The organism is Qipengyuania sp., assembly GCF_043423005.1.
Taxonomy (GTDB): Bacteria; Pseudomonadota; Alphaproteobacteria; order Sphingomonadales; family Sphingomonadaceae; genus Qipengyuania.
In genome coordinates, this window is sequence record NZ_JBHWMI010000020.1 from 1 (window position 1) to 23,675 (window position 23,675).

Below are 23,675 nucleotides of genomic sequence, written 5' to 3' on the forward strand. Positions count from 1 at the left end.
CGGCGAGATCCTCGCCGCCCGCGCGGCGGGGAGGGCGGCGACTAGAGTTCGAAGCGCACCCCAAGCCGTGCGCCGAGCGGCTTGCCCGGCTGGATGTTGTTGTCGCCATGGGCAGAGGCGTAATAGCCCTCGTCCAGAAGGTTTTCGATATTGAGCTGGACCGTGAGCCGTTCGCTGACAGTATAATAGGCCGCCGCGTCCACCCGCCAATAGGCCGGCAGGACAACCGTGTTGCTGAAGCTGGCAAACTGTTCGGACTGATGGATCACGCCCAGTCCGAAGCCCAGCTGTTCGCTGACGTCGAAGCGATTCCAGCCGCTTATCGAATGCCGCGGGAGCTGTTGCAGCCGCTGTCCCGCGTTGCCGAAGGCGCTGGTGCTGAGGAGTTCCCCATCGAGATAGGTGTAGCCGATGTTGGCCTTCCAGAACGGCGCGATTTCCCCCGCCGCGCTGATTTCGAACCCCTCGACGCGGCTCTTTCCGGCAAGGACCGTCAAAGTCGGATCGCTGGGCGAGGGAGCCTTGGTGTTGCTGCGTTCAAGCCGGAAGACTGCCGCGCTCAGGAGCAGCCGGTTGCTGGCTGCCCATTTCGCGCCCAGTTCGTAATTGGCGAACTTCTCCGGTTCCAGACCGCTGTCGCCAGGCGAGAGGATCAGGAACTGATCGCCGGCTTGCGGCAGGAAGCTGGTCGCATAGGAGGCGTAGAGCGAAAGGTCGGGCACGGGCTTGACGATCACGCCGAGCCGGGGGCTCAGCTTTTCATCCACGCGGTTGCCGGGGATGGCGCGCAGCAGATCGGTCGTCTCGAGGTCGAAACGGTCCCAGCGCAGACCGGCGATCAGTTCGACATGCTCGCCAAGCGCAAGCTGTTCCTGCGCATAGACCGACAGAGTGGTGAGCTCGCTCTCGCGCGAACTGGTCAGCGCGCCAAGGGCGAAGGGGGGCACGAAGATCGTCTCGGTCAGCGGCGTCTCGTTGGGCCGCAGGGGCTGGCCGGGATCGTCCGGGTCGAAGGCGCGCAGGAAGGAGATGCCCGAGCGCTGATTGGCCGATTCCTGGCGCATTGCCTCGATGCCGACCAGGAGGGTCGAGGAAATGCCGCCGCCAAGCTCGGTATCCCACACGAGGTTCGCCTGACCGATCCAGTTGCTTCGCTGTTGGGCATCCTGATAACCGCCCAGGAGCACCGTGGTCCCATCGGTCGACGAAGGGACGATGTTGGCGTAGATCTTGTCGTAGTCGCCGTATTGCACTGTAGCGTTCGCGGTTAGCCCGGGGCCGAACTCATGCTCCAGCCGCAGGCGGGCGATGTGGGTTCGGGCTTGCGACCGGTTGAAGTCCGGGTCGCCGAAAAAGGTCTCGTCGTAGCCGGCCAATGGTCCAGTGCCGAGCGCCGGGATACCGCGATCGGTCACCCGGCGATCGTCGTCATAGCTGTAGCTGGCGACGAGCGTGGTCTGCGGCCCGACCATCGCCGTGAGGGTAGGCGAAATGCCGACGAAGCGGCCTTCGTAGACGTCGCGGTCGTTGTCGAATTCCTCGTAGGTCGCATTGAGGCGCAGTGCGACGCTCTCGCCCATCGGCAGATTGGCATCGCCGAGCAGGGCAAACGCTCCGAAGGTATCGCCCGATGCTTCGCCCTTGGCGAAGGTCACCCCCGGCGCGGCGCGTTTGGCGACCCGGTTGATGGCCCCGCCGCCGGCCCCGCGCCCGAAGATCAGCGCATTGGCCCCCTTCAGCACCTCGACCCGTTCGATATTGTAGAGCGAGCGATAATATTGGGCATCGTCGCGCAGCCCGTCGATGTAGAAATCGGCGGTGGTTTCCTGGCCGCGGATGAAAACCTCGTCGCGGTGGCCTTCCCCGGTCTCGAGGCTGACCCCGGGGATATAGCGCAGCGCATCGTTTAGCTGGCGGACCGATTGATCCTCGAGCTGATCTTCGGTGATGAAGTTGATCGTCTGCGGTACGTCGACAAGGGGGGTGGGGGTCTTGGTGGCGGTTGAGCCATCGTCGAGGGCATAGCCATCGGCGGTGCCGGTGACGGTGATGACCGGGGGCAGGTAATCCCGCTCCGGCTGGGCATCCGCGATCGCTTCTGCATGGACGGGGGCAGCCATGAGGCAACCTCCTGCAAGGAGGATGCCCTTGAGATACGACGACATGAAAACGATCCCTCATATTGAGCTGCGAATGATTCGCATCTGACGGCTGCGCTATTGCGAACTATTCGCAAGCGCAAGGGAAGTTTGCGTTGAAGGCGGGATTAGGCACAGAGTGCAAGCTGTTTGGGACAAGGGATAGGCATGAAGGCGACCATCTGGCACAACCCGAATTGCGGAACTTCGCGCAAAACGCTCGCGATCCTCGGGGAACGGGGCGACATCGACATCGAGATCGTCGAATATCTGAAGACGCCGCCTTCTGTGGAAACCTTGCGCGCGCTCTATGCCGAGGCGGGATTGCGCCCGTCCGAAGCGCTGCGCTTGCGGGGTACCGATGCGGAGGGACGGGGGCTGACGCAGGCCGACGACGAGACCGTCCTTGCCGCGATGGCCGGCGAACCTGCTTTGATCGAGCGCCCCCTCGTTCGCACCGACAAGGGGGTGCGCCTCTGCCGCCCGCAGGACCGGGTGTACGAGATACTTTAGCCGCTGCGCTCCCCAGTCAGCCGGGCGTCGCTTTGCAGGGTCAGCCAGCCGTAGACCAGCACGATCGCGCACAGGCTGACGATCAATCCGAAGCCGACCCAGTCGGAATGGTTGTAGAGCCAGACGCCAAGCGCCGGCGCATAGATGTAACTGGCGCCGGCAACCGATGCGGTGATGCCCGAGGCCTGCCCCTGTTCGGCCCGCGTCACGGCAAGCGAAGTGCCCGATGTCGATCCCGGGCGGAACAGGCCGAAGCCGAGCGATGCGATCGCAAAGCTCAGCGCGATGAAATGCATGTCGTCGGCAATCGCCAGCAGGGCGACGCCGATGCCCGCTATCGCGATGCCCCACAGCGTGGCGGCGCGCGGACCGAGTTCGAACCGCGGGATCAGCCCCCACTGCGCCAGCAGAGTCGCGATCGCGCCGGCCATCAGCACCAGGCCCACCGGGCCGGTCCCCTCCGCCGGGCTGTCGCGCAGGCCCAGCCGGTCCAGCACCAGGAAGCCGGCGATGCCCAGCACCATCGCCTGCGCATGGCCACCGATCAGCCCGACGACGACCCACGGCCGCAGGCGTGCTTCGAACCAGCGCAGCTTGTGCGGGCCCCCGGGGATGATTTCGTTCTCGTCCTCCTCCTCCTCGTCATCTTCGGTTGCCATGCCCGTTTCGGCAATCGGCCGCTGGTGGCTGTGGTCCGAGGTCGAGCCTCCGGCGTAGCTGTAGGGACGACCGCGTGCCGGGAAGGTCGGCTCGTCGTCCGGCAAACGCCACCGCAAGGCGACAAGAGTGGCGACGCCCATCAGCGCGAAGATCAGGAACGGGCCGGTCAGCCCCAGAAAGGGCAGGACCATCAACGGGGCCAGCGCCGGCCCGATCACGGTGCCGAGGCCGAAGCTCGACGCGATGAGCGAAAGCGCCTGGGTTCGTTCGTCGCGCGGGGTGCGGCTGGCGACATAGGCCTGGACCGCCGGCGGGGCGGCACTGCCGAAACCGCCGTAGAGGCTGCGCGCGGCAGCGAAGAGGACCAGCGCCCAGACCGCCGGCAAGACGCCGCTCAGACCAAGCCACAGGGCGACCCCGCACAGCGTGAAACTTATCGCGAAACCGATCAGGCCCAGCGCCATCATCGCCTTGCGCCCGCGCCGGTCCGATCGCCGCGCCCAGAACGGCGCGCAGGCCACCCATAACAGGGCGGACCAGCTGTAGGCGAGGCTGATCCAGACATCGCTGATCTGCATGGCGGTGCCGATCGAGGGCATGACCGACTGCATCGCGGTATTGCCCGCCGCGGTCGTCAGCATCACCGCGAACAGCAGCACCATCCGTCCGCGCGGAATGGTCGGCGATCCGGATACGCGACGCGTGCCATTGGCCGTGGAGGGGGCAGGGGCGGTGGAAGTGGGGTGCGGGTCGGCATCGGCCATGGCCGGGGCGCTACGCCTGCTGCCGCGCGCTTGCAATGGGCCGTTCATCCTGCCAAATCGAACCTTTCCCGACATGTGTGCAAGGGTGCGAGTTTTGACCGGACAACACGGCGTGCAGGCTATCGACCGGCCGAATTTCAGGCAGAAGGCTGAACGGTTCCTCGGGCAATGGGGGGTCTTCTTTCGGGGGTTTGTCGAACATCCGCGGATGGTCGGCTCGGTCATCCCGTCGTCGCGCTTCACCATCGACAAGATGCTCGCCCCGGTGGACTGGGCCAATTGCAAGCTGTTCGTCGAATACGGACCGGGAGTCGGCACCTTCTGTCAGCCGGTGCTCGACCGCCTGCCGCGCGACGGCGCGCTCATCGTGATCGACACCAACCCGCTGTATATCGACTATCTCAAGAAGCACTACCGCGACAGCCGCTTCCATGCGGTGCTGGGCTCGGCGGCGGACGTGGAAGAGATCGTGCGCGCCCATGGGCACGATCATGCCGATTTCGTGCTCTCGGGCCTGCCGTTCTCGACCCTTCCGGAAGGCGTGGGTCCGGAAATCGCGGCGGCGACCTACCGGGTGATCCGCCCCGGCGGCGCTTTCCTCGTCTATCAGTTTTCCGCCAAGGCGCGCAGCTACATGGCCCGTCACTTCGAACGCATCGACAACGGGTTCGAGGCGCTCAACATCCCCCCCTGCCAGCTGTTCTGGGGCTGGAAGGAACCGGCTGCCTGAATATCAGTCGGCGGGATCGTGCGCCGTGTGCGGGCCGGTGATCCCGCCGGAATGCGACAGGCGGCGCAGCTGGGCATAGGCGGCGGCGAGCACCGCTGTGAACAGCACGATCAGCGCCGCCACCACCGCGGCCGAAAGGATCACGCCGATTGCCTCGGCGACGCTCGCGCCGAACAGTGACAGGATCAGGCCCGCGACCATGGTGAAGACCATCGCGACGATGATCGCGGCAATGCCGACCAGCAGGAAAAACGACATCAGCCGCAGCCCGTGACCCTTGGTCCGCTTCCACGAGTTCGTCAGCATCTGCACCGGGTTGAGATTACCCTCGACCGCGGCGATCGGCAGCACCAGCGAGAGGCGGATGAACAGATAGATCGCCAGCACCAGCGCCAGAACCGTGGCGACGAACAGGAATGGCGGCGAACCGAGCGCGGTCGCGACGAGGATGATCGCCAGCACGATGAAATTGATCGCCAGCGTTTGGAGGAGGAAGGCAAGCCAGGCCGGCAGGATCGCCTTGGCGCCGATACCGATCGCCTCGCCCACGGTGGGATGAGGCTTGCGCCCGAGAAGGGCGAGCATTGCCAGCTGACCCACGGTGACGATGATCGATACCAGCAGCAGCATCCACCAGACCTCCCCGTAGAAGGTGTTGAGCGCCTCCATCGTCACATTGAAATTCGCGCCTTCGGGGATCTGCGGCATGTCGGCCGCCAATGGCATCAGCACCATCACCGCGGCGTAGGGGAGGAATACGAAGATACCCCCCATGATCGCCAGCAGGCCCGCATTTTCGGTGAGATAGCGGCGCGCATCGCGCCATGCCGTGTCGAGGTCGAAGGTCATCGGGAACCTTGATAAGCGCGACCGCAGAGGCCACGCAATGGCCGATGTCGGCAATGCTTGAAGAATCGGTCGAATGGCGGGTGGAGTCGGGCGAGATACCCTATCGCGCGGCGCTGGCCGAAATGGACGCCCGCAACCGCCGGATTGCGGCGGGCGAAGCGCGTGAACTGATCTGGCTGCTCGAACATCCGCCAGTCTATACCGCCGGCACCTCGGCCAGCGGGGCGGACCTGCTCGATCCGCGCTTCGAAGTGGTCGAAGCTGGGCGCGGCGGGCGCTATACCTATCACGGGCCGGGGCAGAGGGTGGGCTATGTCCTCCTGGATCTTGGGCGGCGCGGGCGCGATGTGCGCTGCTTCGTCCATGCACTCGAAGGCTGGGTCCTTGACGCACTGGGCACGTTCGGCGTCGAATGCTGGCGTAGCGATGGGCGCGTCGGCATCTGGACCCGCGACGTCGACGGGCGGGAGGCCAAGATCGGAGCGATCGGCGTGCGCGTCCGGCGGTGGGTCACCATGCACGGGTTCTCGATCAACGTCGCCCCGGACCTCGCGCATTTCGGCGGAATCGTACCATGCGGGATTGCCGAGTTCGGGGTGACCAGTCTCGAAAAGCTCGGCATCGCGCTTGCACCCGGGGCGCTCGATGCGGCATTGGCCGCGCACGCGCCCGGCTTTCTTGCCGCGCTCGACACCAGAAAGAGTTGCCCGACGCCATGATCCGCCCCGCCGCCGCCGGCCTTGTGCTGCTGATCCTTGCCGCATGCGGCAGCGAAGCCCCGCCCCCGCCGGAAGAGGGCGCTGCGGGCGGCGCGCGGGGGCAGGTGCTCGAAGGCACGATCAGCGATGCGATGCTGCCGCTCGACCAGATCGTGCAACCGGATTTCGTCACCGCCGTGCCGCAGCCCGGCGCAAGCGAGGGGGGTGGCGGCGTCCCCGCTGCGCCCGGCACCGGCGCGGGCGCATCGGATACACAGGCAGAACCTGCGACAGCGCCTTCACCGGCGGAGGAACCCGAACCAGCGCCGGACAGCACCGACCCCGCACCAGCCTTGGAGGCGGAAGCCGGCGACTAGCCCCGGCCCCCGCCCCCAGAAGGACAACGCCGGGCCTATTCGTCGAGCGGCACCGGCTCCGCTTCGGCTTCGGCGAGCGAGGGATAGTCGATGTATCCTTCCGGTCCCGGCAGATACCAGCTTTGCGGCGCGTTGACGTTGGGCTGAATGGCGGCGCCGCGGCGAATGCGCTCGGGCAGATCGGGATTGGAGATGAAGTCCCGCCCGAAGCTGACCGCGTCGCAGTGGCCGGTGCCGATTTCGGTGACCGCCTGTTCCGGCGAATAGTCGCTGTTGAGCACCAGCGGGCCGGTGTAGAGCTGGCGGATCAGCGGGCTTTGCTTCGGCACCTCGGTATTGCCGAAGGTTCCTTCCGGGCCGGGTTCGCGCAACTCGAGGAACGCGAGGCCAAGTTCCTCCACTACCTTGGCGGCCGCCCCGAAGGTTGCCGCCGGATCGCTGTCGTCGCAGCCCTGGGTCTCGCCATTGGGCGACAGTCGCAGCCCGACGCGCCCCGCGCCCCAGACGTCGATCAGCGCCTCGAGCACCTTGCGCATGAACCGGGTGCGGTTTTCCGGCGAGCCGCCGTAGTCGTCGTCGCGCAAATTGGTCGCATCGCGTAAGAACTGGTCGACAAGATAGCCGTTCGCACCGTGCAGCTGGACCCCGTCGAAGCCGGCGCGTTTGGCGTTCTCGGCCGCCGTGCGATAATCGCCCACCACGCGGGCGATTTCATCGGCTTCCAGCGCGCGGGCAGGCTCATAATCCTTGCGCCCTTCCAGCGTGTGCGCATGGCCCGGCGCGCAGGTGGCGCTGGCCGAAACCGGCGGCTGCCCGCCGAGGAAATCCGGGTGGACCAGACGGCCCATGTGCCACAGCTGAAGCACGATCTTGCCCCCTTCGGCGTGGACCGCATCGGTAACGAGCTTCCACCCCTCGACCTGCGCCTCGCTCCAGATGCCGGGCGCCGCCGGCCAGCCCGAACCTTCCGGGCTGATCCCGGTCGCCTCGCTGATGATCAGCCCGGCGCTTGCCCGCTGGCGATAGTAGGTCGCCATCATCTCGTTCGGGATCGAACCCGGCAGGGTTGCCCGCCCCCGGGTGAGCGGGGCCATGAAGATGCGATTGGCGGCCTCGATCTCGCCGAGCCTGAGGGGTTGGAAGAGGGTCTCGTGCATAGGTGAGCGTCCTTTTTGATGGCGGATTTGGATGCAAGAGCTAGTGCCGCACCATGACCGAAACAACCGCCGGTGTCCTCGAGGATCGCGATCGCCCGGCGCTCTGGCACTTCGCGGCGCTGCTCGGCGGCAATGCTGCACTGGCCCTGGGTCCGTGGCTGGTGCGACTGGCGGACACCGGACCCGTCGCCGCGGGGTTCTGGCGAATGGTCCTGCCGCTTCCCGTGCTGGCGCTCCTCGCCTGGCGCGAACGGGCGGCAGGCGCACTCGATCGGCGGCTGGCCGGGCTGGTCGTTGCGGCCGGCGTGTTCTTCGCGCTCGATCTGGCCAGCTGGCACATCGGGATCGAACGCACCCGGCTCGGCAATGCGACCCTGTTCGGCAATGCGGGCAGCGTCATCCTGGTGGTCTGGGGCGTCGTCGCCATGCGCCGCCTGCCCTATCCGCGCGAAACCGCGGCAATCGTGGCGGCACTGGCCGGCGGGGCGATCCTGATGGGCGAGAGCCTGTCGATCTCCTCGCGGACGCTGGCGGGCGATCTGTTCTGCCTTGTCGCAGGACTGTTCTACGCCTTCTACCTGCTCCCGGCGCAGAAAGCGCGCGCCAGGCTGGGGCAATGGACCGTGCTGCTGCTGGTCTGCCTTGCAGCCTCGCCGGTGCTTCTCGCAGCTGCGCTGCTGCTGGGCGAGCCGGTGCAGCCCGGTCCGGCCGGATGGGGCCCAGTCGTCGGCCTCGCCGTGTCGAGCCAGCTTATCGGGCAGGGGCTGCTGGTCTATTCGCTGAGATATTTCTCGCCGCTGGTCATCGGGCTTGCCTTGCTGACCCAGCCGGCGATCGCGGCAAGCGTGGGCTGGCTCGCCTTTGACGAGATTCTCTCGCCGCTCGATCTGGCGGGAATGGCGCTGGTCGGCGGGGCGCTGATCCTTGCGCGGACCGCGCCCCCGCCCAAAGCCTATTGAGCGGGCGCCGGTGCTGGTGCCGGTGCTTCGGACCCGGCATCGCCTTTCAGTTCGCGATTGAGGAAGGCCAGCAGCAGGGCGGCGCGGGTCGCATCTTCCTCGTGATCGGAGCCGACCGAATGGCCGCCTTCGCGATATTCGCGGTAATAGACCGTCTGCCCCAGCGCCTCGTGCCGGGCTGCCATCTTGCGCGCATGGCCGGGATGGACCCGGTCGTCGAGGGTCGACAGATAGTAGAAGGTTGCCGGATACCCGGGGACCGCCTTGAGGTTCTGGTACGGCGACCATTGGCGCAGGAATGCCCAGTCACCGGGCACATCGGGGTCGCCGTATTCGCCCACCCACGAGGCGCCGGCGAGGAGCCTAGTGTAGCGTCGCATATCGTCGAGCGGGCTACCCGAGATCACCGCCGCGTAGAGATCGGGGCGCTGATTTGCGAGCGCGCCGACCAGTGCCCCGCCGTTGGACCGACCAGATATCCCGATCGCATCGGCTTTGGCGATCCCGCTGGCGATCAGGTCTTCCGTCACCGCATGAAAATCGTCGAAGGCGTTCTGACGCTTGTCGCGCAGCGCGGCATCGTGCCAGCGCGGACCGTATTCCCCGCCGCCGCGAATGTTCGCCAGGACATAGGCATTGCCGCTCTCGACCCAGAACAGGCCGAGCGGCCCGCTGCGATAGGGTTCGGCGGTCAGGTACTTGGGCGTCTGCGCCGCACGAAAGCCGCCATAGGCGTGGATCAAGGTGGCAAGCGGCCCCTTCGCGTCCTTCGGGCGGACGATGTAATAGGGCACCTTCGTCCCGTCCTTCGAGGTCGCAAACCGCTGCTCGACCGCGAACCGCGTCGCATCGAATTGGGCCGGCTCACTGGCGATCGCTTGCGGAGCGGCTGTGCCGTTCACCGCATAAAGGGTCGGCGGGGTCAGCATGCCTTCGACGGTGACGAAGGCAATGTCGCCCGTGCCCGAGGTAGCGGCAAGCGACAGCGTGCTGTTGCCGGGCAGCGCCACATCGTGGACCGACCAGCCGGCGGAGCCGCGGGTCAACCGGATCAGTTTGCCGGACACATCGTCGAGCAGTTTGACCCACAGGTTCTGCTCGGATGCGGCGACCTCCTCGATCGCCTGGCTGGCGCTGGGGCTGAAGATCACCTGCGGTGCGGGCGCGCGCCCCGCCTCGATCCCGGCTAGCGACCAGGACACGAGGCTGCCGGCCGGTATCTTTGCGAGTGGGGCGTTCAGCCGCGCGATCAGTTCTCCGCCCAGCACGGTTTCGAAACTGGCGTCTTCGGGGACCGGCAGTTCGACCAGCGATCCGTCGGCGCGGATCAGCGACAGGCGGTTGGTGAAGAAGCTCGGGCTGCGATTGACGAACTGCCAGCGCCGTTCGCCGTCGAGGACGGAGAAGCCACGCATCGAAACATCGGCCTGCTCGCCCTGCGCAATAAGCCGGGCTGCGGAAAAGGGTGTGCCGCGCTGCCACAGGCGCACCAGCCGCGGATACCCCGAGGCGGTCATGCTGCCCTCGCCCTCGTCGGTTCCGACAAGCAGGGTATCGCGGTCGAACCAGGCCACGCTCGACTTGGCTTCGGGAAGGGTGAAGCCGCCGGCGACGAAACGCCCTTCGCGGACATCGAATTCGCGCAGCACGTCGGCGTCGGTCCCCCCGGGGCTGAGCGCGACGAGGCAGCGGGTGTATTCGGGGGCAAGGCAATCGGCGCCGTGCCAGACCCAGCTCTGCCCTTCTTCGCGGCCAAGCGCGTCGACATCGATCAGCGTGCGCCATTCGGGCGTGCCAGCGAGATAGCTTGCCAGACTGGCGGTGCGCCACACGCCCCGCGGGTTGACGGCATCGCGCCACAGGCTGACCACCCGGTCGCCGTGAATGGTATCCGGCATGGCGATCTGCCGGTCATCGTCGAGGATCTGCCTTGCCCAGGCCCGCGCCAGGGCAAACTCCGGTGCGCCGGTAAGCGCGGCCTCGGTCGCCGCGTTCCAGTCCTCGACCTGTTCGAGAGCCCTTTCGCCCTTGATTTCCTCCAGCCACAGGTACGGATCGGCAGCATCGGTTTCCTGCGCGGCGAGCGGGCTCGCCGCTGCCATCGCAAGGACCGCCGCTGCGGCAAGACGGGTGATAAGCATGATTGGTCGTGTCCCTGGTTTCACACCCGGCCGAGATCGCCCTTGCCGATCGTTCCGCTGGCCATTTCCAGCATACGGTCGAGGCTGCGCTTGGCCTGAAGGCGCAAGCCCTCCTCGATCTCGATCCGCGGTTCGAGGTCGCGCAGGCAGACATACAGCTTTTCCAGCGTGTTGAGCGCCATGTACGGGCAGATATTGCAGTTGCAATTGCCGTCGGCTCCGGGCGCCCCGATGAAGGTCTTTTCCGGGATCGCCAGTTCCATCTGGTGCATGATGTGCGGTTCGGTCGCCACGATCAGCGTATCGCCCGGGAAGGTCTTGGCGAACTGCAGGATGCCGCTGGTCGAGCCGACGTAATCGGCATGATCGATGATCGTCGGCGGGCATTCGGGATGCGCGGCGACCGGGGCGCCCGGATGCTGCGCCTTCAGTTTCAGAAGCTCCGTTTCGCTGAAGGCTTCGTGGACGATGCACACGCCCGGCCACAGCAACATTTCGCGGTTGAACTTGCGGCTGAGGTATCCGCCAAGGTGCCGGTCAGGGCCGAAGATGATCTTCTGTTCGGGCGGAATCTGGCTGATGATCGTCTCCGCGCTGCTGCTTGTGACGATGATGTCGGACAGCGCCTTCACCTCGGTCGAACAGTTGATGTAGGTCAGCGCGATGTGATCGGGATGCGCTTCACGGAACGCCTTGAACTTTTCCGGCGGGCAGCTGTCTTCGAGGCTGCAACCGGCGTCCAGGTCGGGCAGGACGACAATCTTTTCCGGCGACAGGATCTTGGCCGTATCGGCCATGAACTTCACCCCGCAGAAGGCGATCACGTCTGCGCTGGTGTCGGCGGCCTTGCGTGACAGTTCCAGGCTGTCGCCGACGAAATCCGCCAGATCCTGAATTTCCGGCTTCTGGTAATAATGCGCCAGGACGATCGCGTTGCGTTCCTTGCGCAGGCGGTCGATCTCGGCAAGCAGGTCGGCGCCGGTCGGCGGGGCGGTGAATGCAGTCATGATGATCCCGTTCCAGAGGCACCGGCAGATGTCCAGCGCGCAATGAATCAACGGACACGCTGCGCCCGAGGTTCCGGCAAGCCAAGGCAGACCGGCCACGGAGCGGGTAGCGCATATTTGATACGCTATCGGCACCGCTTGCGGAAATATGGTTACTCGGAAATTGACTCTGGCATCCGAATTGTACATCGAGAGGCCACTGGGTGGTGGGGTCGCACCAAATGGGTTTCCGCTGTTCGGGGCCCGCCGTCCTGATTGCTGCTTTCGATATCCGCGATGGCGCCTGCTGGCCGGTCGCATAACCCCCATGCATTCGGGAGAACTTACATTGCCGAGAAATTCCAACAGCGCACGGTCCCAGGGTCTTGCACGCGACAGTCATTTTCCTGACCGCGTCGGCGGTCGCCAGGTCGCTACGGCGGATTTGATCAGCGGCCCGGGCCACGAAGGACCGCAGGATCTCAGCCTCGACCCCTATGCCGGCGGAACCTTCCGCAATCTGCCGATCCTCGACCTTGAAGGTGTGATCGGCCAGATCGCCACGGGAAGCACGGTCCACGCCCCCAACGGCGTCATCACCTACACCTTCCTTGACGGGCGCTTGACCGGCCTCTACAACAATCCGAACTACGGCTTCACCGCCGGTTTCGGCCTCGCACCCTTCACTCAGGAACAGCGCGCCGAGGCCCGCGATTCGATCGAGCTATGGGATGATCTCATTCCCCAAAGCTTCCGCGAAACGAACGGCCGCGGGGCGGACATCCAGTTCTCGAACTCGCAGGATCCGGCGCAGGCCTATGCCTATTACCCGATCAACGGACGCGGGTGGCAGTTCCAGTCGGACGTGTTCATCGCCGATCCGCAGGTCAACTGGACCAATGCCTGGCTGGGTTTCGGCGGCTATGGCGCGACCACTCTCGTGCACGAACTGGGCCACGCGCTTGGCCTGTCGCACCCGGGTAACTACAATTACGACCCGAACCTGCCGCTGAGCTACGCCAATTACGCCGAATACGCGCAGGATTCCGAACAGTACACGATCATGTCGTACTGGGGTATGGAGCAGACTTCGAACCAGGTGTTCGCCGGCGGCGTGGTCGACTTCAACACCCTGTTCTACAACAATCCGCAAACCCCGCTGGTGCATGACATTTTGGCGATCCAGGCCCAGTACGGCGCCGATCCGACCACCCGCGCAACCGACACGGTCTATGGCTACAACTCGACCGCCGGGAACGAGGTGTACGACTTCACCGTGAACGAATACCCGTATCTCGCCATCTATGACGCCGGCGGGATCGACACCATCGACATGTCGGGCGCCAATGCCAGCGTGTACATCAACCTCAACGAGGGTGCATTCTCATCGGGTGCGGAAGCGATCCCGACGGCGGCAGTGGTCAACGCCAACCGTGCGGAACTGGCGGAGATCGCCGGGCCGCTGGGTCCGGTGAGCCAGGCAACGATGGACTATTACGCCAGCGTCGTTCCCAACACCTATGCCAGCATCATCGCCGCCGAAACCGGGGTTACCGGCATTCGCACCACCAGCCACGACAATCTCGCGATTGCCTATGGCACGGTGATCGAGAACGCGATCGGCTCTGCCATGCGCGACCTTCTGGTCGGCAATGAGGTCGACAACGTGCTCACCGGTCTGGCCGGAAACGACGTGCTGCGCGGCGGCGGCGGTGACGATACACTGATCGGCGGCGCGGGCGCGGATACTCTGACCGGCGGCGCCGGGGCGGACCTGTTCGTTGCCACCCATGCGTTCTCCACCGACGTCATCACCGATTTTGAAAGCGGGGTCGATCAGATCGACCTGTCGGCCTTCGACTTCACCTTCGTGGGCGAGAACGCCTTCAGCAATACCGCCGGCGAATTGCGCTTTGCCGATGGCCAGCTGCAGGGCGACCTCAACGGCGATGGGGTGGCCGACCTGTTCCTGACGGTGCAGGGCGACCCGATCATCGGCGGCGATCTCATCCTCTGACCCGCATTCCGATCCAATAGAAAAAGCCCCGTCCGGCAGTGCCGCGGCGGGGCTTTTCTCTGTCTTTCGCAGTCGCGTTCACGGCACGTGATGCCGCGGACCGCCTTGGCTTCAGGTGGGCGCAGGTTCGCCGTCGAAGCGGACGACGACATCGGCCCTGCCATAACCTGCGATCTGAAGCGGGATAGCCAGGTTCTGTCTCACCGCCTGGCGGGCAGCATCGCGGGCCAGTGCCAGCACCTGAGGGTTCTTGGCGAACTCGGCAGCCTTGCGCTCGGCCTGAAGCGAATTGTTGCGCGCCAGATCGGAACTGGCCTCGCGGCTTACATAGGTGCCTTCGGTAAAGGTCTTCTGCTGCGCCTCGTCGAGGTTGGGCCGCGAGATCTGCAAGGGGGGGAGGATCACGGTCAGCTCCTCGCTCGCCGCGTCCCAGCGAAAGCGATCCCGCCCCATGTTGGACAGGTCCACCCGGTACTCGACCGTGGCGGGAATGATCGCCGCCTGCCGGCTCTTGAGCAGATCGACCCCGAGCAACCCGCGCCGATCTTCGCTCTCGGCGACGACCTCGAACCTCGAGGAGAAGACGTTGAGCGTGTTCTGCTTCTCGAAGGCGAGCATCGCGCTGCCGACCGGATCGCCTTCCTCGCGGTAGAAGAACGCGCGCCATGATAACCACGCGACCGCCGCGATCAGGGCAATCACGATCAGCCACGGAACGGCCTGAATGCGTGCGAGCGGGGCTTCGCGGTGCGCTGCAGGGGCGGGCTCCGCGTTCGTCGATTTTACGTCTTGTGCCATGCCTCTCCCTTACGAACGACGACGCCGCGCCGTTCCAGGTCGATGAGGTGCGCCAGAACCGACATCCGCGCCGCGCCGTGCAGTCGTTCGTCGAGACCGGGATACATCAGCGGCACGAAGCCTGCGTCCTCGAGCGCGCCATCGTCCAGATGGCGCAGGATCTGGCGTTCGCGCTGGCGCCGGTGGCCCAGCATTCCGCGAACCAGCTGCTGCGGCTTTTCTACCGCCTCGCCGTGCGCAGGGTAATAAACGCGGTCGTCCCTTGTTGCCAGCAGTTCCAGGCTGGCCATGTAGTGCGCCATGTCGCCATCGGGCGGCACCACCACGCTGGTCGACCAGCCCATGATGTGATCTCCGGTGAACAGGGCGCTGCTTTCCTCCAGCGCAAAGCACAGGTGATTGGAGACATGACCAGGCGTGGCGAGTGCCCGAAGCGTCCAGCCCGGGCCTTCGATCGCCTCGCCATCGCCGAGCACCCGATCGGGCGCATAGGCGCGGTCGAAGGAGGCATCGGCCCGCGGCCCGCTGTCATCGAGGGCAAGCGGCGCGCAACCAATGATCGGGGCGCCGGTCGCCTCGGCAAGGGCGCGCGAGGCGGGGGAATGATCCCGGTGGGTGTGGGTACACATGATGGCCACGACCGGCTCGTCGCCAATGCACGACAGCAGGGCGGACAGATGGAGCGGATCGTCCGGACCCGGATCGATCACCGCGCAGCCATTGCCGTCACCAACAAGATAGGTCTGGGTCCCGGTATAGGTGTAAGGCGAGGGATTGGGCGCGAGCACCCGGCGCACCAGCGGTTCGAGCCGCATCGCTTCGCCAGTGGGCCAGGGTTGTTCGGGAAGGGAGGCCATCGTCTTTCCTGTATGGGGATGCCCGGGCGCGAAGTCGAGCGCTCGACATTCGCCCCGCGGCGCGACATTGCGGCTTCATGGGAGAGAATATGCTCGTCCTCGACGCCGGGACGACTTCGACGCGCGCGATGCTGTTCGATCCTTCGGGCAGAATGCTGGCCGTCGCGCAGGCCGATCTCACCCAGCATTATCCCCGCCCGGGCTGGGTGGAGCATGACGCCGCCGAAATCTGGCAGCGCACGCTGTCGTGCATGCGCGAGGTCGCGAGGGGCAAGGCCGGCACGATCGCCGCGGTCGGCATCACCAATCAGCGTGAAACCGTCGTCGCCTGGGACCGAACGAGCGGCGCGCCGCTGGCCCGCGCCATCGTCTGGCAGGATCGCCGCACAGCCGCTTTCTGCGCCGAACTGAAGGCGGCGGGGGCCGAAGGCGCGGTTCAGGAAAGCACCGGGCTACTGCTCGACCCTTACTTTTCAGCGACCAAGATGCGCTGGCTGCTGCGCGAGGATCGTCAGGTTGCCGCGGCCGCGCAGGCCGGAACCCTGGCGCTGGGGACGGTCGAAAGCTGGCTGGTCTGGAACCTGACCGGCGGGGCCCATCTGAGCGATGCGAGCAATGCCAGCCGAACCTTGCTGCTACCGCTCGACGGGGCGCGCTTCGATCCGGCCCTGTGCGACCTGTTCGGCGTGCCTGCCGCGGCGCTGCCGGAGGTGATCGATACCCATGGCGCTCTCGGCATGATCGCGGCGAAATGGCTCGGGCGCCCAGTGCCCCTTGCCGCTTTGGTGGGGGACCAGCAATCCGCGACGATCGGGCAGGCTTGCCTTGCCCCCGGCGAAACCAAGGCAACCTATGGAACGGGCGCCTTCGTTCTGACTAATATGGGGCAGACGATCCCGCGTTCGGCCAATCGCCTGCTGGGCACCGTGCTGTACCAGGAAAGCGGGATGCGGACCTACGCGCTGGAAGGCTCGGCCTTCGTTGCCGGAAGTCTGATCCAGTATCTTCGCGATCAGCTGGGTTTGATCGGCAATGCCGCCGAAACCGAAGCGCTCGCCCGCTCGATTACCGACAGCGGCGAGGTGGTGATCGTGCCCGCGCTTGCCGGGCTGGGCGCGCCTCACTGGCGACCGGAGGCGCGCGGCGTGATTTCCGGTCTGTCCTTTGCCAGCGGAAGGGCTGAAATCGCCCGGGCGGCACTGGAGGCGATGGCGCATCAGACGCACGATCTGGCGCAGGCCTTCGCCCGCGACGGCGCGCCTTGGACCGCGCTGCGCATCGACGGCGGAATGAGCGCGAACGACTGGATGGCGCAGGATCTGGCCGATGTCCTCGAACTCGAGGTCGAGCGGCCCGCATTGGTGGAGACGACCGCGCTTGGCGCGGCGATGCTGGCGGCAGTGGGGGCCGGCCTTTACTCCGGACTTGCCGAAGCAGCGGCGGCGATGCGGGGCGGCGCCACGCGCTTCATTCCGCAGATGGAGGATGATGTCCGCGCCGCGCGGCTCAACCGTTATGCAAGAGCACTGGGCGCGGCCTGAGCGCGGGCGCCGAAGACATCGGAAAGCCGGCCCTGCAGCTTGCCCACCGGCCCATGCGGGGCGGAGGTATCCGACTGATCCCGCCAGTCCGCATCGAGCCGGGCCACGCGGCGGTGCAGGCTTTCGGTTTCGGCAATCAGCGCGCGGGTCGCAGGTTCGAGCTGCGCCAGGCAGTCGCGATCGCTTGGCCGATTTTCGCCCAGCCGGTTCACCCGTTCCAGCTGCCGAGCGGAAATCTCGCCGTGGAAATAGGCCCGCCGGTTGAGCAGCCATGCCAGCACGTTGAGAACGCGCGTTGTCGTTCGCATGCCTTCTATGGACAGGGCGAGGCTTGCTGCCGCATCATCGGGCGGCGGCGCGGCGAAGGCTGCGCGCACATCGTCAGCCAGCGCAAGCGCTTCTTCGTAGAGGGTTTCCACGATCTGTTCGTTCATGCTGCGCGTCATGTCCATCGCCATCGTCCGCTAGCGGTGCAGCCCCTATTCCGCCAGCGCGCCGCCGGCCCTGTCCCGCGCCGGCACTTAGGTATTCGGTCGGAGGTTCAGGCGATGATATCGGGGATGAGATTGTCCTCGATCACCGCGATCCGGTCACGCAATTGCAGCTTGCGTTTCTTCAGGCGGGCAATCTGCAACTGGTCGACGAAGCCGCCCCTTTCGCCCGCCTCGCGCAGCACGGCGATCGCAACGTCAAGGTCGCGATGCTCGCTTTTCAACGCCTCGAGGCGTTTGCGCAGCTCCTGTTCGTTCACCCGCGACCCTTTCCGAATCTCGCTTCGTCGCATGGCTAGCCGAGGGGCCTTTGTAAATTCTCTACCTTGTGATTTCATCCCCGGTCCGGGCCCTTCGCGCGATGGCGTGAGTCGGCTCCGGCACAGGGTCGCTGATCACAAGGAGACACTTCGATGCACTCAACCCATGTCGAATCGCTCAAAGCCAAGCATGCCGGGATCGAAGCGCGCCTCCACGATGAACTGTCCCGCCCGGCTCCCGACGATACGACGATCCGGCGGTTGAAGCGCGAAAAGCTTCGCATCAAGGAGGTGATCGCAGCCCATTGAACCCGCACGCGGGGCCGGGCGCCATCGGCGTCCCCGCCCCGCCACCGCGTGCCGGCTCCCTTTTGCGGGCCGGCATTTTGCGATAGGCACCGTGCATGTCCGCTGCCTCCGCTGCTCGCCTGATCCTGAAGCGCCTGCACGAAGTGATGGCCAGCCGCGCCCATGCGCAGGCCAAGCTCGATGCGGTGGTCGAAATCATCGCCGACAGCCTCTCGAGCGAGGTCTGCTCGATCTATCTGCTGCGTGAAGGCGCGCTGGAACTCTACGCGACCCGCGGGCTGAACCCCGAGGCGGTACACGTCACCCGGCTGGCGCTGGGCGAGGGGCTGACCGGGACCATCGCGAAGAACATCGCCACGCTGAACCTGGCCGAGGCGGCGGCGCATCCCGATTTCCAGTACCGGCCCGAAACCGGTGAAGAGAAATTCCACTCCTTCGCCGGGGTTCCGATCGTCTACCGCGAAAAGGCGGTCGGGGTGCTGTGCGTCCAGCATGCCGAGCCGCGCCGCTACGAAGAGGTCGAGATCGAGGCGTTGCAGACCACCGCCATGATCCTGTCGGAACTGATCGCCCACAAGGAACTGGTCGACGATACCGAGGCGCTGGCCTTCGACAAGGCACCGACCGAGGCCGAGGTGATGGAAGGCCTGACGCTGGTAAAAGGCCTCGCGAAGGGCCGGGCGGTCTTTCACCAGCCCCGGGTCGAGATCGACCAGGTGGTGGCCGAAGACATCGAGGTCGAACGGCAACGGGTGTACCGGGCGTTTGACAAGATGCGCGACCAGATCGACGCCATGGGCCGCGAGCCGGAATTCGGGAAGGGCGGCGAGCATGTCGAGGTGCTCGAGACCTATAAGATGTTCGCCTATGACGAAGGGTGGAGCCGGCGCATCAACGAAGCGATCGACAGCGGCCTGACCGCCGAGGCCGCGATCGAACGGGTGCAGCAGCGCACGCGCATGCGGATGCGCGAGATCGACGATCCGCTCCTGGCCGACCGGATGCACGATCTGGAGGATCTGGCCAACCGCCTGCTGCGGATCGTGTCGGGCCAGATGAGCACCGCGGCGACCCAGGGCCTGCGCCGCGATACCATCCTCTTCGCGCGCAATCTCGGCCCGGCGGAACTGCTGGAATACGATCGCCGGCGTTTGAAAGGCGTCGTGCTGGAGGAAGGATCGCTGACCGCGCATGTCGTGATCGTCGCGCGGGCCATGGGTGTGCCGGTCGTCGGGCGGTTGCCGGGCATCCTTGCACGGGTGAGCGAGGGGGACGAAATCCTGGTCGATGCCGATCGCGGTTTCGTGACCCTGCGCCCCTCGCAGACCCATCACGATGCGTTCGAGAGCCGGTTCGTGCGCAATCGCGAAAAGCAGGCGGCCTATGCCAAGCTGCGCGATGTCGAGCCCTTCACGCGCGACGGCACCCGGATCACGGTGATGATGAATGCCGGCCTGCGCGACGACATGAGCATGTTGCAGGTGACCGGTGCAGACGGGGTTGGGTTGTTCCGGACCGAATTCCAGTTCCTGGTTTCCGCCACCTTGCCGCAACGCGAACGGCAGATGCGCCTGTACCGCGATGTCCTCGATGCAGCGGACGGCAAGAAGGTGATCTTCCGCACCGTCGACATCGGCGGTGACAAGGCGGTGCCCTACCTCAACAGCGACATCGGCGAACGCGACGAGAACCCGGCCATGGGCTGGCGCGCGCTGCGCCTTGCGCTCGAACGGGACGGGCTGCTCAAGGTGCAGGCCCGCGCCCTGCTCGAAGCCGCGGCCGGGCGCGACCTGTCGGTGATGTTCCCGATGGTGTCGGAGCCGTGGGAGTTCGATGCGGCCCGCGCGATCTTCGAAGAACAGGCCGCCATGCTCAAGACGCGCGGCAAGCTGGCGCCGGAAAGCATCGAATACGGCTGCATGCTCGAAGTACCGGCGCTGGCCGAGACGCTGGACCTGTTGCTGCCGCGCGTTTCGTTCATCTCGGTGGGGACCAACGATCTCACCCAGTTCCTGTTCGCGGCCGACCGGGCCAATCCCAAGCTTGCCGCGCGGTACGACTGGCTGAGCCCGGCGATCCTGCGCTTCCTCGCGCGGGTCAGCGGTGCGCTGGTCGGCAGCAATGTGCGGCTGGGGGTGTGCGGCGAGATGGGGGGCCGGCGGCTTGAGGCGCTGGCGCTGCTCGGCCTTGGCTATCGCCGGCTGTCGATCACACCGACATCGGTCGGGCAGATCAAGGAACTGATCCGCAAGATCGATCTCGACGAGATTACCGCGCAAATGCAGGCCTGGCTGTTCTCGCCACCACCGGACATGCGCGCCGCGCTCGAACAATGGGCCGCGGCGCGCGACATCGATATCGACTGATCGGTCGCATGCCGGGCTCGTTTCGGCTTTTTGCATCCAATGTTATAGTATAGGCCCGGTTGACCCGCAGGCCCCGCTCGGCATGAGGGCTGCGAGCGGGGAGCCTGGTCGGGGCGCACTTTTTCGGGACGCATATGGACGAAATGACGGTTGACGGGGAGGAACAGGCGCAGGCCTTGGGGGTCGGCGCACAGCTTCGCGCGGCACGCGAGGCTGCCGGGATGGAGGTCGAGCAGGTTGCCGCCGAAACCCGCATTCCCCAGCGTCATCTGGTGGCGATCGAGCGGGGCGACTTTGCCGCGCTGCCGTCACGCACTTATGCGATCGGCTTTACCCGCACCTATGCGCGATTGCTCGGGCTGGACGAACGCACCGTGCTCGATCAGGTACGCGCCGAGCTCGCAACCTCGCAGAGCGAGCGGCCGGCGCAGCCCGCCAAGTTCGAGCCGGGCGATCCGGCGCGGGTTCCCGGTCGCGGGCTTGCCTGGTTCGCCGTTCTGGCGACGGTGCTGCTGATCGGCGGGATCATCGCTTTCTATCGCAGCTACCTTTCGCCTGGAATGGGGCCCGCCCCGCTGACCGCGCCAAGCGCGACCACGGCAGCCGCCGGGCAGGCCGGCCAGCGCGCACGCACTGTTGCTCCGCAGCCTGCCGGGGCCGGGCCGGTCGTCTTCACCAGCACGATGGACGGGACGTGGGTGAAATTCTACGAGGCGGACGGCGAGCGCCTTTACGAAGCGCAGATGAACCGGGGCGACAGCTATACGCTACCCGCCGATGCCGAAGGGCCGCAGGTGTGGACGGGGCGGCCCTATGCGCTGGCGATCACCGTCGGCGGCAAACCGGTTCCGGCCCTGTCCGACAAGGACGAAATCATTCGCGACGTGCCGGTCAGCGCCGCCGCTCTCCTGGCACGCCGCAGCGGTGCAGCAGGCCCGGCGGCGGCGGGCACCCCGGATGCAACAGAGGGTCCGGCGGCGGCAACCACCCCTGCGGGCGCCGGGCAGGCGACCCCCTGAGCCATACGCCGCTGCGGATTTCAGGCTGGCGACAGCTTGTCTGCATCACGGATAGGCGCCTAGACCGTGCTGGACGGATGAGGAGGTTTTGAAGATATGCTCGTACGCACTCGCCGCGTTATGGGAACGGGCGCGCTGGCTGCCGCGCTGATCATCACAGGCACGCCCGCTGCCGCACAGGATGCGGATCAGGCGGCACGGATCAGGAAGCTGGAAGCCGAAGTCAGCGCCCTGCAACGCAAGGTCTTTCCCGGCGGCAGCGGCCGCTATTTCGAGCCCGAGATCACCGCCCCGGCACAGGCCGCCAACACTCCTGCACCGACAACCAGCGCGCTGACCGACGTGCTCGCCCGGCTCGACGCGCTGGAGGGCCAGTTGCAGCGTCTGACCGCGCAATACGAGGAATCCGGGAACGCGATGCGGCTGTTGCAGGCGCGGGTCGAAACCCTGGAGGCGCGCGGCGGCCCGGCGCTCGCTCCGGCGACGGGGACCGGATCGGCGGCGATCGCCCCGGCGACCGGCATCGCCCCTGCCACTGGACCTGCGGCGGCCACCGGCGCCGCCCGTCCGGCGACCACGCCGACCGCAACCGCCGCGCCGACGACAGCTGCGGCGCGTCCCTCGCCCCAACGGCTTGCCGCGGTGCAACGGATCACCAAGCCGCAGACCAACGATCCGGGCGACGATGAATACAGCTACGGCTTCCGCCTGTGGGAGGCCGGGTTCTATCCAGAGGCCCAGCAGCAGCTGACACTGTTCGTGGAACGCTACCCCACGCATTCGCGCGCCAGTTTCGGCCGCAATCTGCTGGGCCGCGCCTATCTCGACAATGGCAAGCCGGCAGAGGCTGCCCCCTGGTTCCTGCGCAATTACCAGGACGACAAGACCGGCGCGCGGGCGGGGGACAGCCTGCTGTATCTGGCCGAGGCGATGATCGCGCTGAAGGACACGACGCGTGCCTGCATCGCGCTGGCCGAGTTCGGCGAAACCTACCCCGCGCTCGCGACCGGGCGGCTGCGCACCCAGTACGAAGCCAACCGCGCCAAGGTGACGTGCAGTTGACATGAACACCATCGCCCCGGAACTGGTCGAACGGTTCCGGGCCGATCTCGCGCAGCTGTGGGCGGCCATCGACAGCGACGATGCACGGCTGGGGCTGGCGGTTTCGGGCGGGGGGGACAGCCTCGCGCTGCTGCTGCTCGCCCACGCCGCGCTGCCGGGCCGCATCGAGGTGGGAACGGTCGATCATGGCCTGCGTGCCGGCAGTGCGCAGGAGGCCGCCTTCGTCGCGCAGTGCTGCGAAGACCTAGCCGTCCCCTGCCGCATCCTGAGCGTAACCGTGCCGCCGGGGAACTTGCAGGAGCGCGCGCGCGAGGCACGCTACGAGGCACTTGCGCGGTGGTGCGAGGAACGCGGGCTCGCCGGTCTCGCCACTGCCCACCAGCTCGACGATCAGGCCGAAACCCTGTTGATGCGGCTCAACCGGGGCAGCGGGCTGTCGGGCCTCTCCGGTATCAGGCCGCGGCAAGCCCTTGGGGATATGGGGGCGGCGCTGGTTCGCCCGCTGCTCGGGTGGCGGCGGACCGAACTTGCGCAGATCGTCGCGGCAGCCGGCTGGCACGCGGTGGCGGACCCGTCGAACGACGACCCCCGGTTCGATCGCGTACGCCTGCGCCGGGCGCTGACCGGGGCGGACTGGCTCGATCCCGTTGGCATCGCCCGCAGCGCGGCCTTGCTGGAGGAGGCCGAGGGCGCACTTGCCTGGGCGGCGGGCAAAGAGATTGCCGCGCAGGTTTCCTTCGCAGACGGCGAGGCGCGGTATGCCGCGCGGGCCAGTGATGCGCCCGCCCTGATCCGCTGCGAGGCGATCTGCAGCATCTATCGCGCATTCGGCCAGCCGATCGCCCGCAGCCTCGCTGCGCGGATCGTGGCGCGGCTGATTGCCGGGGAGGCAGGCAATGCCGGCGGCCTGCACTACCGGGCCGAAGGCGAAGGCGATCGCCAGGTGTGGATCTTCCGTCGCGAGAACCCGCGCGGCCGCTGAT

General features: G+C 66.4%; 22 protein-coding genes. 12 read left to right on the forward strand and 10 right to left on the reverse strand.

The window, feature by feature from the left end; genetic code table 11:
- Nucleotides 1-41: 41 nt before the first annotated feature.
- Nucleotides 42-2,165, reverse strand: a complete 2,124-nt coding sequence (locus ACHFFA_RS03555) for a TonB-dependent receptor (protein WP_394269465.1) — start codon at nucleotides 2,163-2,165, stop codon at nucleotides 42-44.
- A 141-nt stretch (nucleotides 2,166-2,306) separates the two neighbouring features.
- On the opposite strand from ACHFFA_RS03555, the gene ACHFFA_RS03560 reads away from it, so the two are divergent.
- A complete protein-coding gene (locus ACHFFA_RS03560) occupies nucleotides 2,307-2,651 on the forward strand; it encodes an arsenate reductase family protein (RefSeq protein ID WP_394269466.1) in 345 nt (114 codons plus the stop codon).
- Here ACHFFA_RS03560 and ACHFFA_RS03565 read toward each other — a convergent pair.
- On the reverse strand, nucleotides 2,648-4,075 hold the full coding sequence (locus tag ACHFFA_RS03565; RefSeq protein ID WP_394269467.1) for an MFS transporter: 1,428 nt from the start codon (nucleotides 4,073-4,075) through the stop codon (nucleotides 2,648-2,650). The genes ACHFFA_RS03560 and ACHFFA_RS03565 overlap by 4 nt on opposite strands.
- A 112-nt stretch (nucleotides 4,076-4,187) precedes the next feature.
- Between ACHFFA_RS03565 and ACHFFA_RS03570 the strand changes: the two genes are divergently transcribed.
- Complete coding sequence (locus ACHFFA_RS03570; protein WP_394269468.1) at nucleotides 4,188-4,805, forward strand: class I SAM-dependent methyltransferase; 618 nt, start codon at nucleotides 4,188-4,190, stop codon at nucleotides 4,803-4,805.
- A gap of 3 nt (nucleotides 4,806-4,808) precedes the next feature.
- Here ACHFFA_RS03570 and ACHFFA_RS03575 read toward each other — a convergent pair whose 3' ends face one another.
- A complete protein-coding gene (locus ACHFFA_RS03575) occupies nucleotides 4,809-5,654 on the reverse strand; it encodes a hypothetical protein (RefSeq protein WP_394269469.1) in 846 nt (281 codons plus the stop codon).
- A gap of 44 nt (nucleotides 5,655-5,698) precedes the next feature.
- Here ACHFFA_RS03575 and lipB point away from each other — a divergent pair, with 44 nt between their 5' ends.
- Both lipB and ACHFFA_RS03585 read left to right on the forward strand, forming a co-directional pair.
- A complete protein-coding gene (lipB, locus tag ACHFFA_RS03580; protein ID WP_394269470.1) occupies nucleotides 5,699-6,373 on the forward strand; it encodes a lipoyl(octanoyl) transferase LipB in 675 nt (224 codons plus the stop codon).
- A complete protein-coding gene (locus tag ACHFFA_RS03585) occupies nucleotides 6,370-6,729 on the forward strand; it encodes a hypothetical protein (protein ID WP_394269471.1) in 360 nt (119 codons plus the stop codon). Before lipB ends, ACHFFA_RS03585 begins: the two co-directional genes overlap by 4 nt.
- A 35-nt stretch (nucleotides 6,730-6,764) precedes the next feature.
- On the opposite strand, the gene ACHFFA_RS03590 is transcribed toward ACHFFA_RS03585, so the two are convergent.
- The gene (locus ACHFFA_RS03590; RefSeq protein ID WP_394269472.1) at nucleotides 6,765-7,886 is read right to left on the reverse strand and encodes an alkene reductase; all 1,122 of its coding nucleotides are present in this window, start codon (nucleotides 7,884-7,886) and stop codon (nucleotides 6,765-6,767) included.
- 53 nt (nucleotides 7,887-7,939) lie between these two features.
- Between ACHFFA_RS03590 and ACHFFA_RS03595 the strand changes: the two genes are divergently transcribed.
- Nucleotides 7,940-8,845, forward strand: coding sequence for a DMT family transporter (locus tag ACHFFA_RS03595; protein ID WP_394269473.1), 906 nt, complete (start codon nucleotides 7,940-7,942; stop codon nucleotides 8,843-8,845).
- Here ACHFFA_RS03595 and ACHFFA_RS03600 read toward each other — a convergent pair.
- On the reverse strand, nucleotides 8,839-10,986 hold the full coding sequence (locus tag ACHFFA_RS03600; protein WP_394269474.1) for a prolyl oligopeptidase family protein: 2,148 nt from the start codon (nucleotides 10,984-10,986) through the stop codon (nucleotides 8,839-8,841). The genes ACHFFA_RS03595 and ACHFFA_RS03600 overlap by 7 nt on opposite strands.
- Nucleotides 10,987-11,006: 20 nt before the next feature.
- On the reverse strand, nucleotides 11,007-11,993 hold the full coding sequence (gene nadA / locus ACHFFA_RS03605) for a quinolinate synthase NadA (protein WP_394269475.1): 987 nt from the start codon (nucleotides 11,991-11,993) through the stop codon (nucleotides 11,007-11,009).
- Nucleotides 11,994-12,417: 424 nt separating this feature from the next.
- On the opposite strand from nadA, the gene ACHFFA_RS03610 reads away from it, so the two are divergent.
- Nucleotides 12,418-13,989 (forward strand): M10 family metallopeptidase, encoded by a 1,572-nt coding sequence (locus ACHFFA_RS03610; protein ID WP_394269476.1) that lies wholly within the window; start codon nucleotides 12,418-12,420, stop codon nucleotides 13,987-13,989.
- A 111-nt stretch (nucleotides 13,990-14,100) separates the two neighbouring features.
- Here ACHFFA_RS03610 and ACHFFA_RS03615 read toward each other — a convergent pair whose 3' ends face one another.
- Together ACHFFA_RS03615 and ACHFFA_RS03620 are read right to left on the reverse strand one after the other, a co-directional pair.
- Nucleotides 14,101-14,787, reverse strand: coding sequence for a DUF4230 domain-containing protein (locus tag ACHFFA_RS03615; protein WP_394269477.1), 687 nt, complete (start codon nucleotides 14,785-14,787; stop codon nucleotides 14,101-14,103).
- The gene (locus tag ACHFFA_RS03620; RefSeq protein ID WP_394269478.1) at nucleotides 14,772-15,644 is read right to left on the reverse strand and encodes an MBL fold metallo-hydrolase; all 873 of its coding nucleotides are present in this window, start codon (nucleotides 15,642-15,644) and stop codon (nucleotides 14,772-14,774) included. The genes ACHFFA_RS03615 and ACHFFA_RS03620 overlap by 16 nt, the downstream gene beginning before the upstream one ends.
- A gap of 77 nt (nucleotides 15,645-15,721) precedes the next feature.
- Here ACHFFA_RS03620 and ACHFFA_RS03625 point away from each other — a divergent pair, with 77 nt between their 5' ends.
- The gene (locus ACHFFA_RS03625; RefSeq protein WP_394269479.1) at nucleotides 15,722-17,185 is read left to right on the forward strand and encodes a glycerol kinase; all 1,464 of its coding nucleotides are present in this window, start codon (nucleotides 15,722-15,724) and stop codon (nucleotides 17,183-17,185) included.
- Here the strand turns inward: ACHFFA_RS03625 and ACHFFA_RS03630 are convergent.
- Together ACHFFA_RS03630 and ACHFFA_RS03635 are read right to left on the reverse strand one after the other, a co-directional pair.
- The gene (locus ACHFFA_RS03630) at nucleotides 17,158-17,631 is read right to left on the reverse strand and encodes a DUF1465 family protein (protein ID WP_394269480.1); all 474 of its coding nucleotides are present in this window, start codon (nucleotides 17,629-17,631) and stop codon (nucleotides 17,158-17,160) included. The two genes, ACHFFA_RS03625 and ACHFFA_RS03630, sit on opposite strands and share 28 nt — an antisense overlap.
- A gap of 95 nt (nucleotides 17,632-17,726) precedes the next feature.
- Nucleotides 17,727-17,936 carry a YdcH family protein gene (locus tag ACHFFA_RS03635; protein ID WP_394269481.1) on the reverse strand — a complete coding sequence of 70 codons (210 nt, stop codon included), beginning with the start codon at nucleotides 17,934-17,936 and terminating at the stop codon, nucleotides 17,727-17,729.
- A gap of 153 nt (nucleotides 17,937-18,089) precedes the next feature.
- Between ACHFFA_RS03635 and ACHFFA_RS03640 the strand changes: the two genes are divergently transcribed.
- The 5 genes from ACHFFA_RS03640 (at nucleotide 18,090) to tilS (ending at nucleotide 23,674) form a co-directional block, all read left to right on the forward strand.
- Complete coding sequence (locus ACHFFA_RS03640) at nucleotides 18,090-18,245, forward strand: YdcH family protein (RefSeq protein WP_394269482.1); 156 nt, start codon at nucleotides 18,090-18,092, stop codon at nucleotides 18,243-18,245.
- A gap of 95 nt (nucleotides 18,246-18,340) precedes the next feature.
- Nucleotides 18,341-20,611 (forward strand): phosphoenolpyruvate--protein phosphotransferase, encoded by a 2,271-nt coding sequence (ptsP, locus tag ACHFFA_RS03645; RefSeq protein ID WP_394269483.1) that lies wholly within the window; start codon nucleotides 18,341-18,343, stop codon nucleotides 20,609-20,611.
- Between the two features lie 134 nt (nucleotides 20,612-20,745).
- Nucleotides 20,746-21,630 carry a helix-turn-helix domain-containing protein gene (locus tag ACHFFA_RS03650; RefSeq protein WP_394269484.1) on the forward strand — a complete coding sequence of 295 codons (885 nt, stop codon included), beginning with the start codon at nucleotides 20,746-20,748 and terminating at the stop codon, nucleotides 21,628-21,630.
- 96 nt (nucleotides 21,631-21,726) lie between these two features.
- Nucleotides 21,727-22,692 (forward strand): tol-pal system YbgF family protein, encoded by a 966-nt coding sequence (locus ACHFFA_RS03655; protein WP_394269485.1) that lies wholly within the window; start codon nucleotides 21,727-21,729, stop codon nucleotides 22,690-22,692.
- 1 nt (nucleotide 22,693) lies between these two features.
- The gene (gene tilS / locus ACHFFA_RS03660; RefSeq protein WP_394269486.1) at nucleotides 22,694-23,674 is read left to right on the forward strand and encodes a tRNA lysidine(34) synthetase TilS; all 981 of its coding nucleotides are present in this window, start codon (nucleotides 22,694-22,696) and stop codon (nucleotides 23,672-23,674) included.
- The last annotated feature ends 1 nt before the right edge of the window (nucleotide 23,675 follow it).

Coding starts and splice junctions, on each gene's coding strand:
- ACHFFA_RS03555 (WP_394269465.1), bottom strand. CDS start 2,165: ATGTCGTCGTATCTCAAGGGCATCCTCCTTGCAGGAGGTTGCCTCATG.
- ACHFFA_RS03560 (WP_394269466.1), top strand. CDS start 2,307: ATGAAGGCGACCATCTGGCACAACCCGAATTGCGGAACTTCGCGCAAA.
- ACHFFA_RS03565 (WP_394269467.1), bottom strand. CDS start 4,075: ATGGCCGATGCCGACCCGCACCCCACTTCCACCGCCCCTGCCCCCTCC.
- ACHFFA_RS03575 (WP_394269469.1), bottom strand. CDS start 5,654: ATGACCTTCGACCTCGACACGGCATGGCGCGATGCGCGCCGCTATCTC.
- lipB (WP_394269470.1), top strand. CDS start 5,699: ATGTCGGCAATGCTTGAAGAATCGGTCGAATGGCGGGTGGAGTCGGGC.
- ACHFFA_RS03585 (WP_394269471.1), top strand. CDS start 6,370: ATGATCCGCCCCGCCGCCGCCGGCCTTGTGCTGCTGATCCTTGCCGCA.
- ACHFFA_RS03590 (WP_394269472.1), bottom strand. CDS start 7,886: ATGCACGAGACCCTCTTCCAACCCCTCAGGCTCGGCGAGATCGAGGCC.
- ACHFFA_RS03595 (WP_394269473.1), top strand. CDS start 7,940: ATGACCGAAACAACCGCCGGTGTCCTCGAGGATCGCGATCGCCCGGCG.
- ACHFFA_RS03600 (WP_394269474.1), bottom strand. CDS start 10,986: ATGCTTATCACCCGTCTTGCCGCAGCGGCGGTCCTTGCGATGGCAGCG.
- nadA (WP_394269475.1), bottom strand. CDS start 11,993: ATGACTGCATTCACCGCCCCGCCGACCGGCGCCGACCTGCTTGCCGAG.
- ACHFFA_RS03615 (WP_394269477.1), bottom strand. CDS start 14,787: ATGGCACAAGACGTAAAATCGACGAACGCGGAGCCCGCCCCTGCAGCG.
- ACHFFA_RS03620 (WP_394269478.1), bottom strand. CDS start 15,644: ATGGCCTCCCTTCCCGAACAACCCTGGCCCACTGGCGAAGCGATGCGG.
- ACHFFA_RS03625 (WP_394269479.1), top strand. CDS start 15,722: ATGGGAGAGAATATGCTCGTCCTCGACGCCGGGACGACTTCGACGCGC.
- ACHFFA_RS03630 (WP_394269480.1), bottom strand. CDS start 17,631: ATGACGCGCAGCATGAACGAACAGATCGTGGAAACCCTCTACGAAGAA.
- ACHFFA_RS03640 (WP_394269482.1), top strand. CDS start 18,090: ATGCACTCAACCCATGTCGAATCGCTCAAAGCCAAGCATGCCGGGATC.
- ptsP (WP_394269483.1), top strand. CDS start 18,341: ATGTCCGCTGCCTCCGCTGCTCGCCTGATCCTGAAGCGCCTGCACGAA.
- ACHFFA_RS03650 (WP_394269484.1), top strand. CDS start 20,746: ATGGACGAAATGACGGTTGACGGGGAGGAACAGGCGCAGGCCTTGGGG.
- ACHFFA_RS03655 (WP_394269485.1), top strand. CDS start 21,727: ATGCTCGTACGCACTCGCCGCGTTATGGGAACGGGCGCGCTGGCTGCC.
- tilS (WP_394269486.1), top strand. CDS start 22,694: ATGAACACCATCGCCCCGGAACTGGTCGAACGGTTCCGGGCCGATCTC.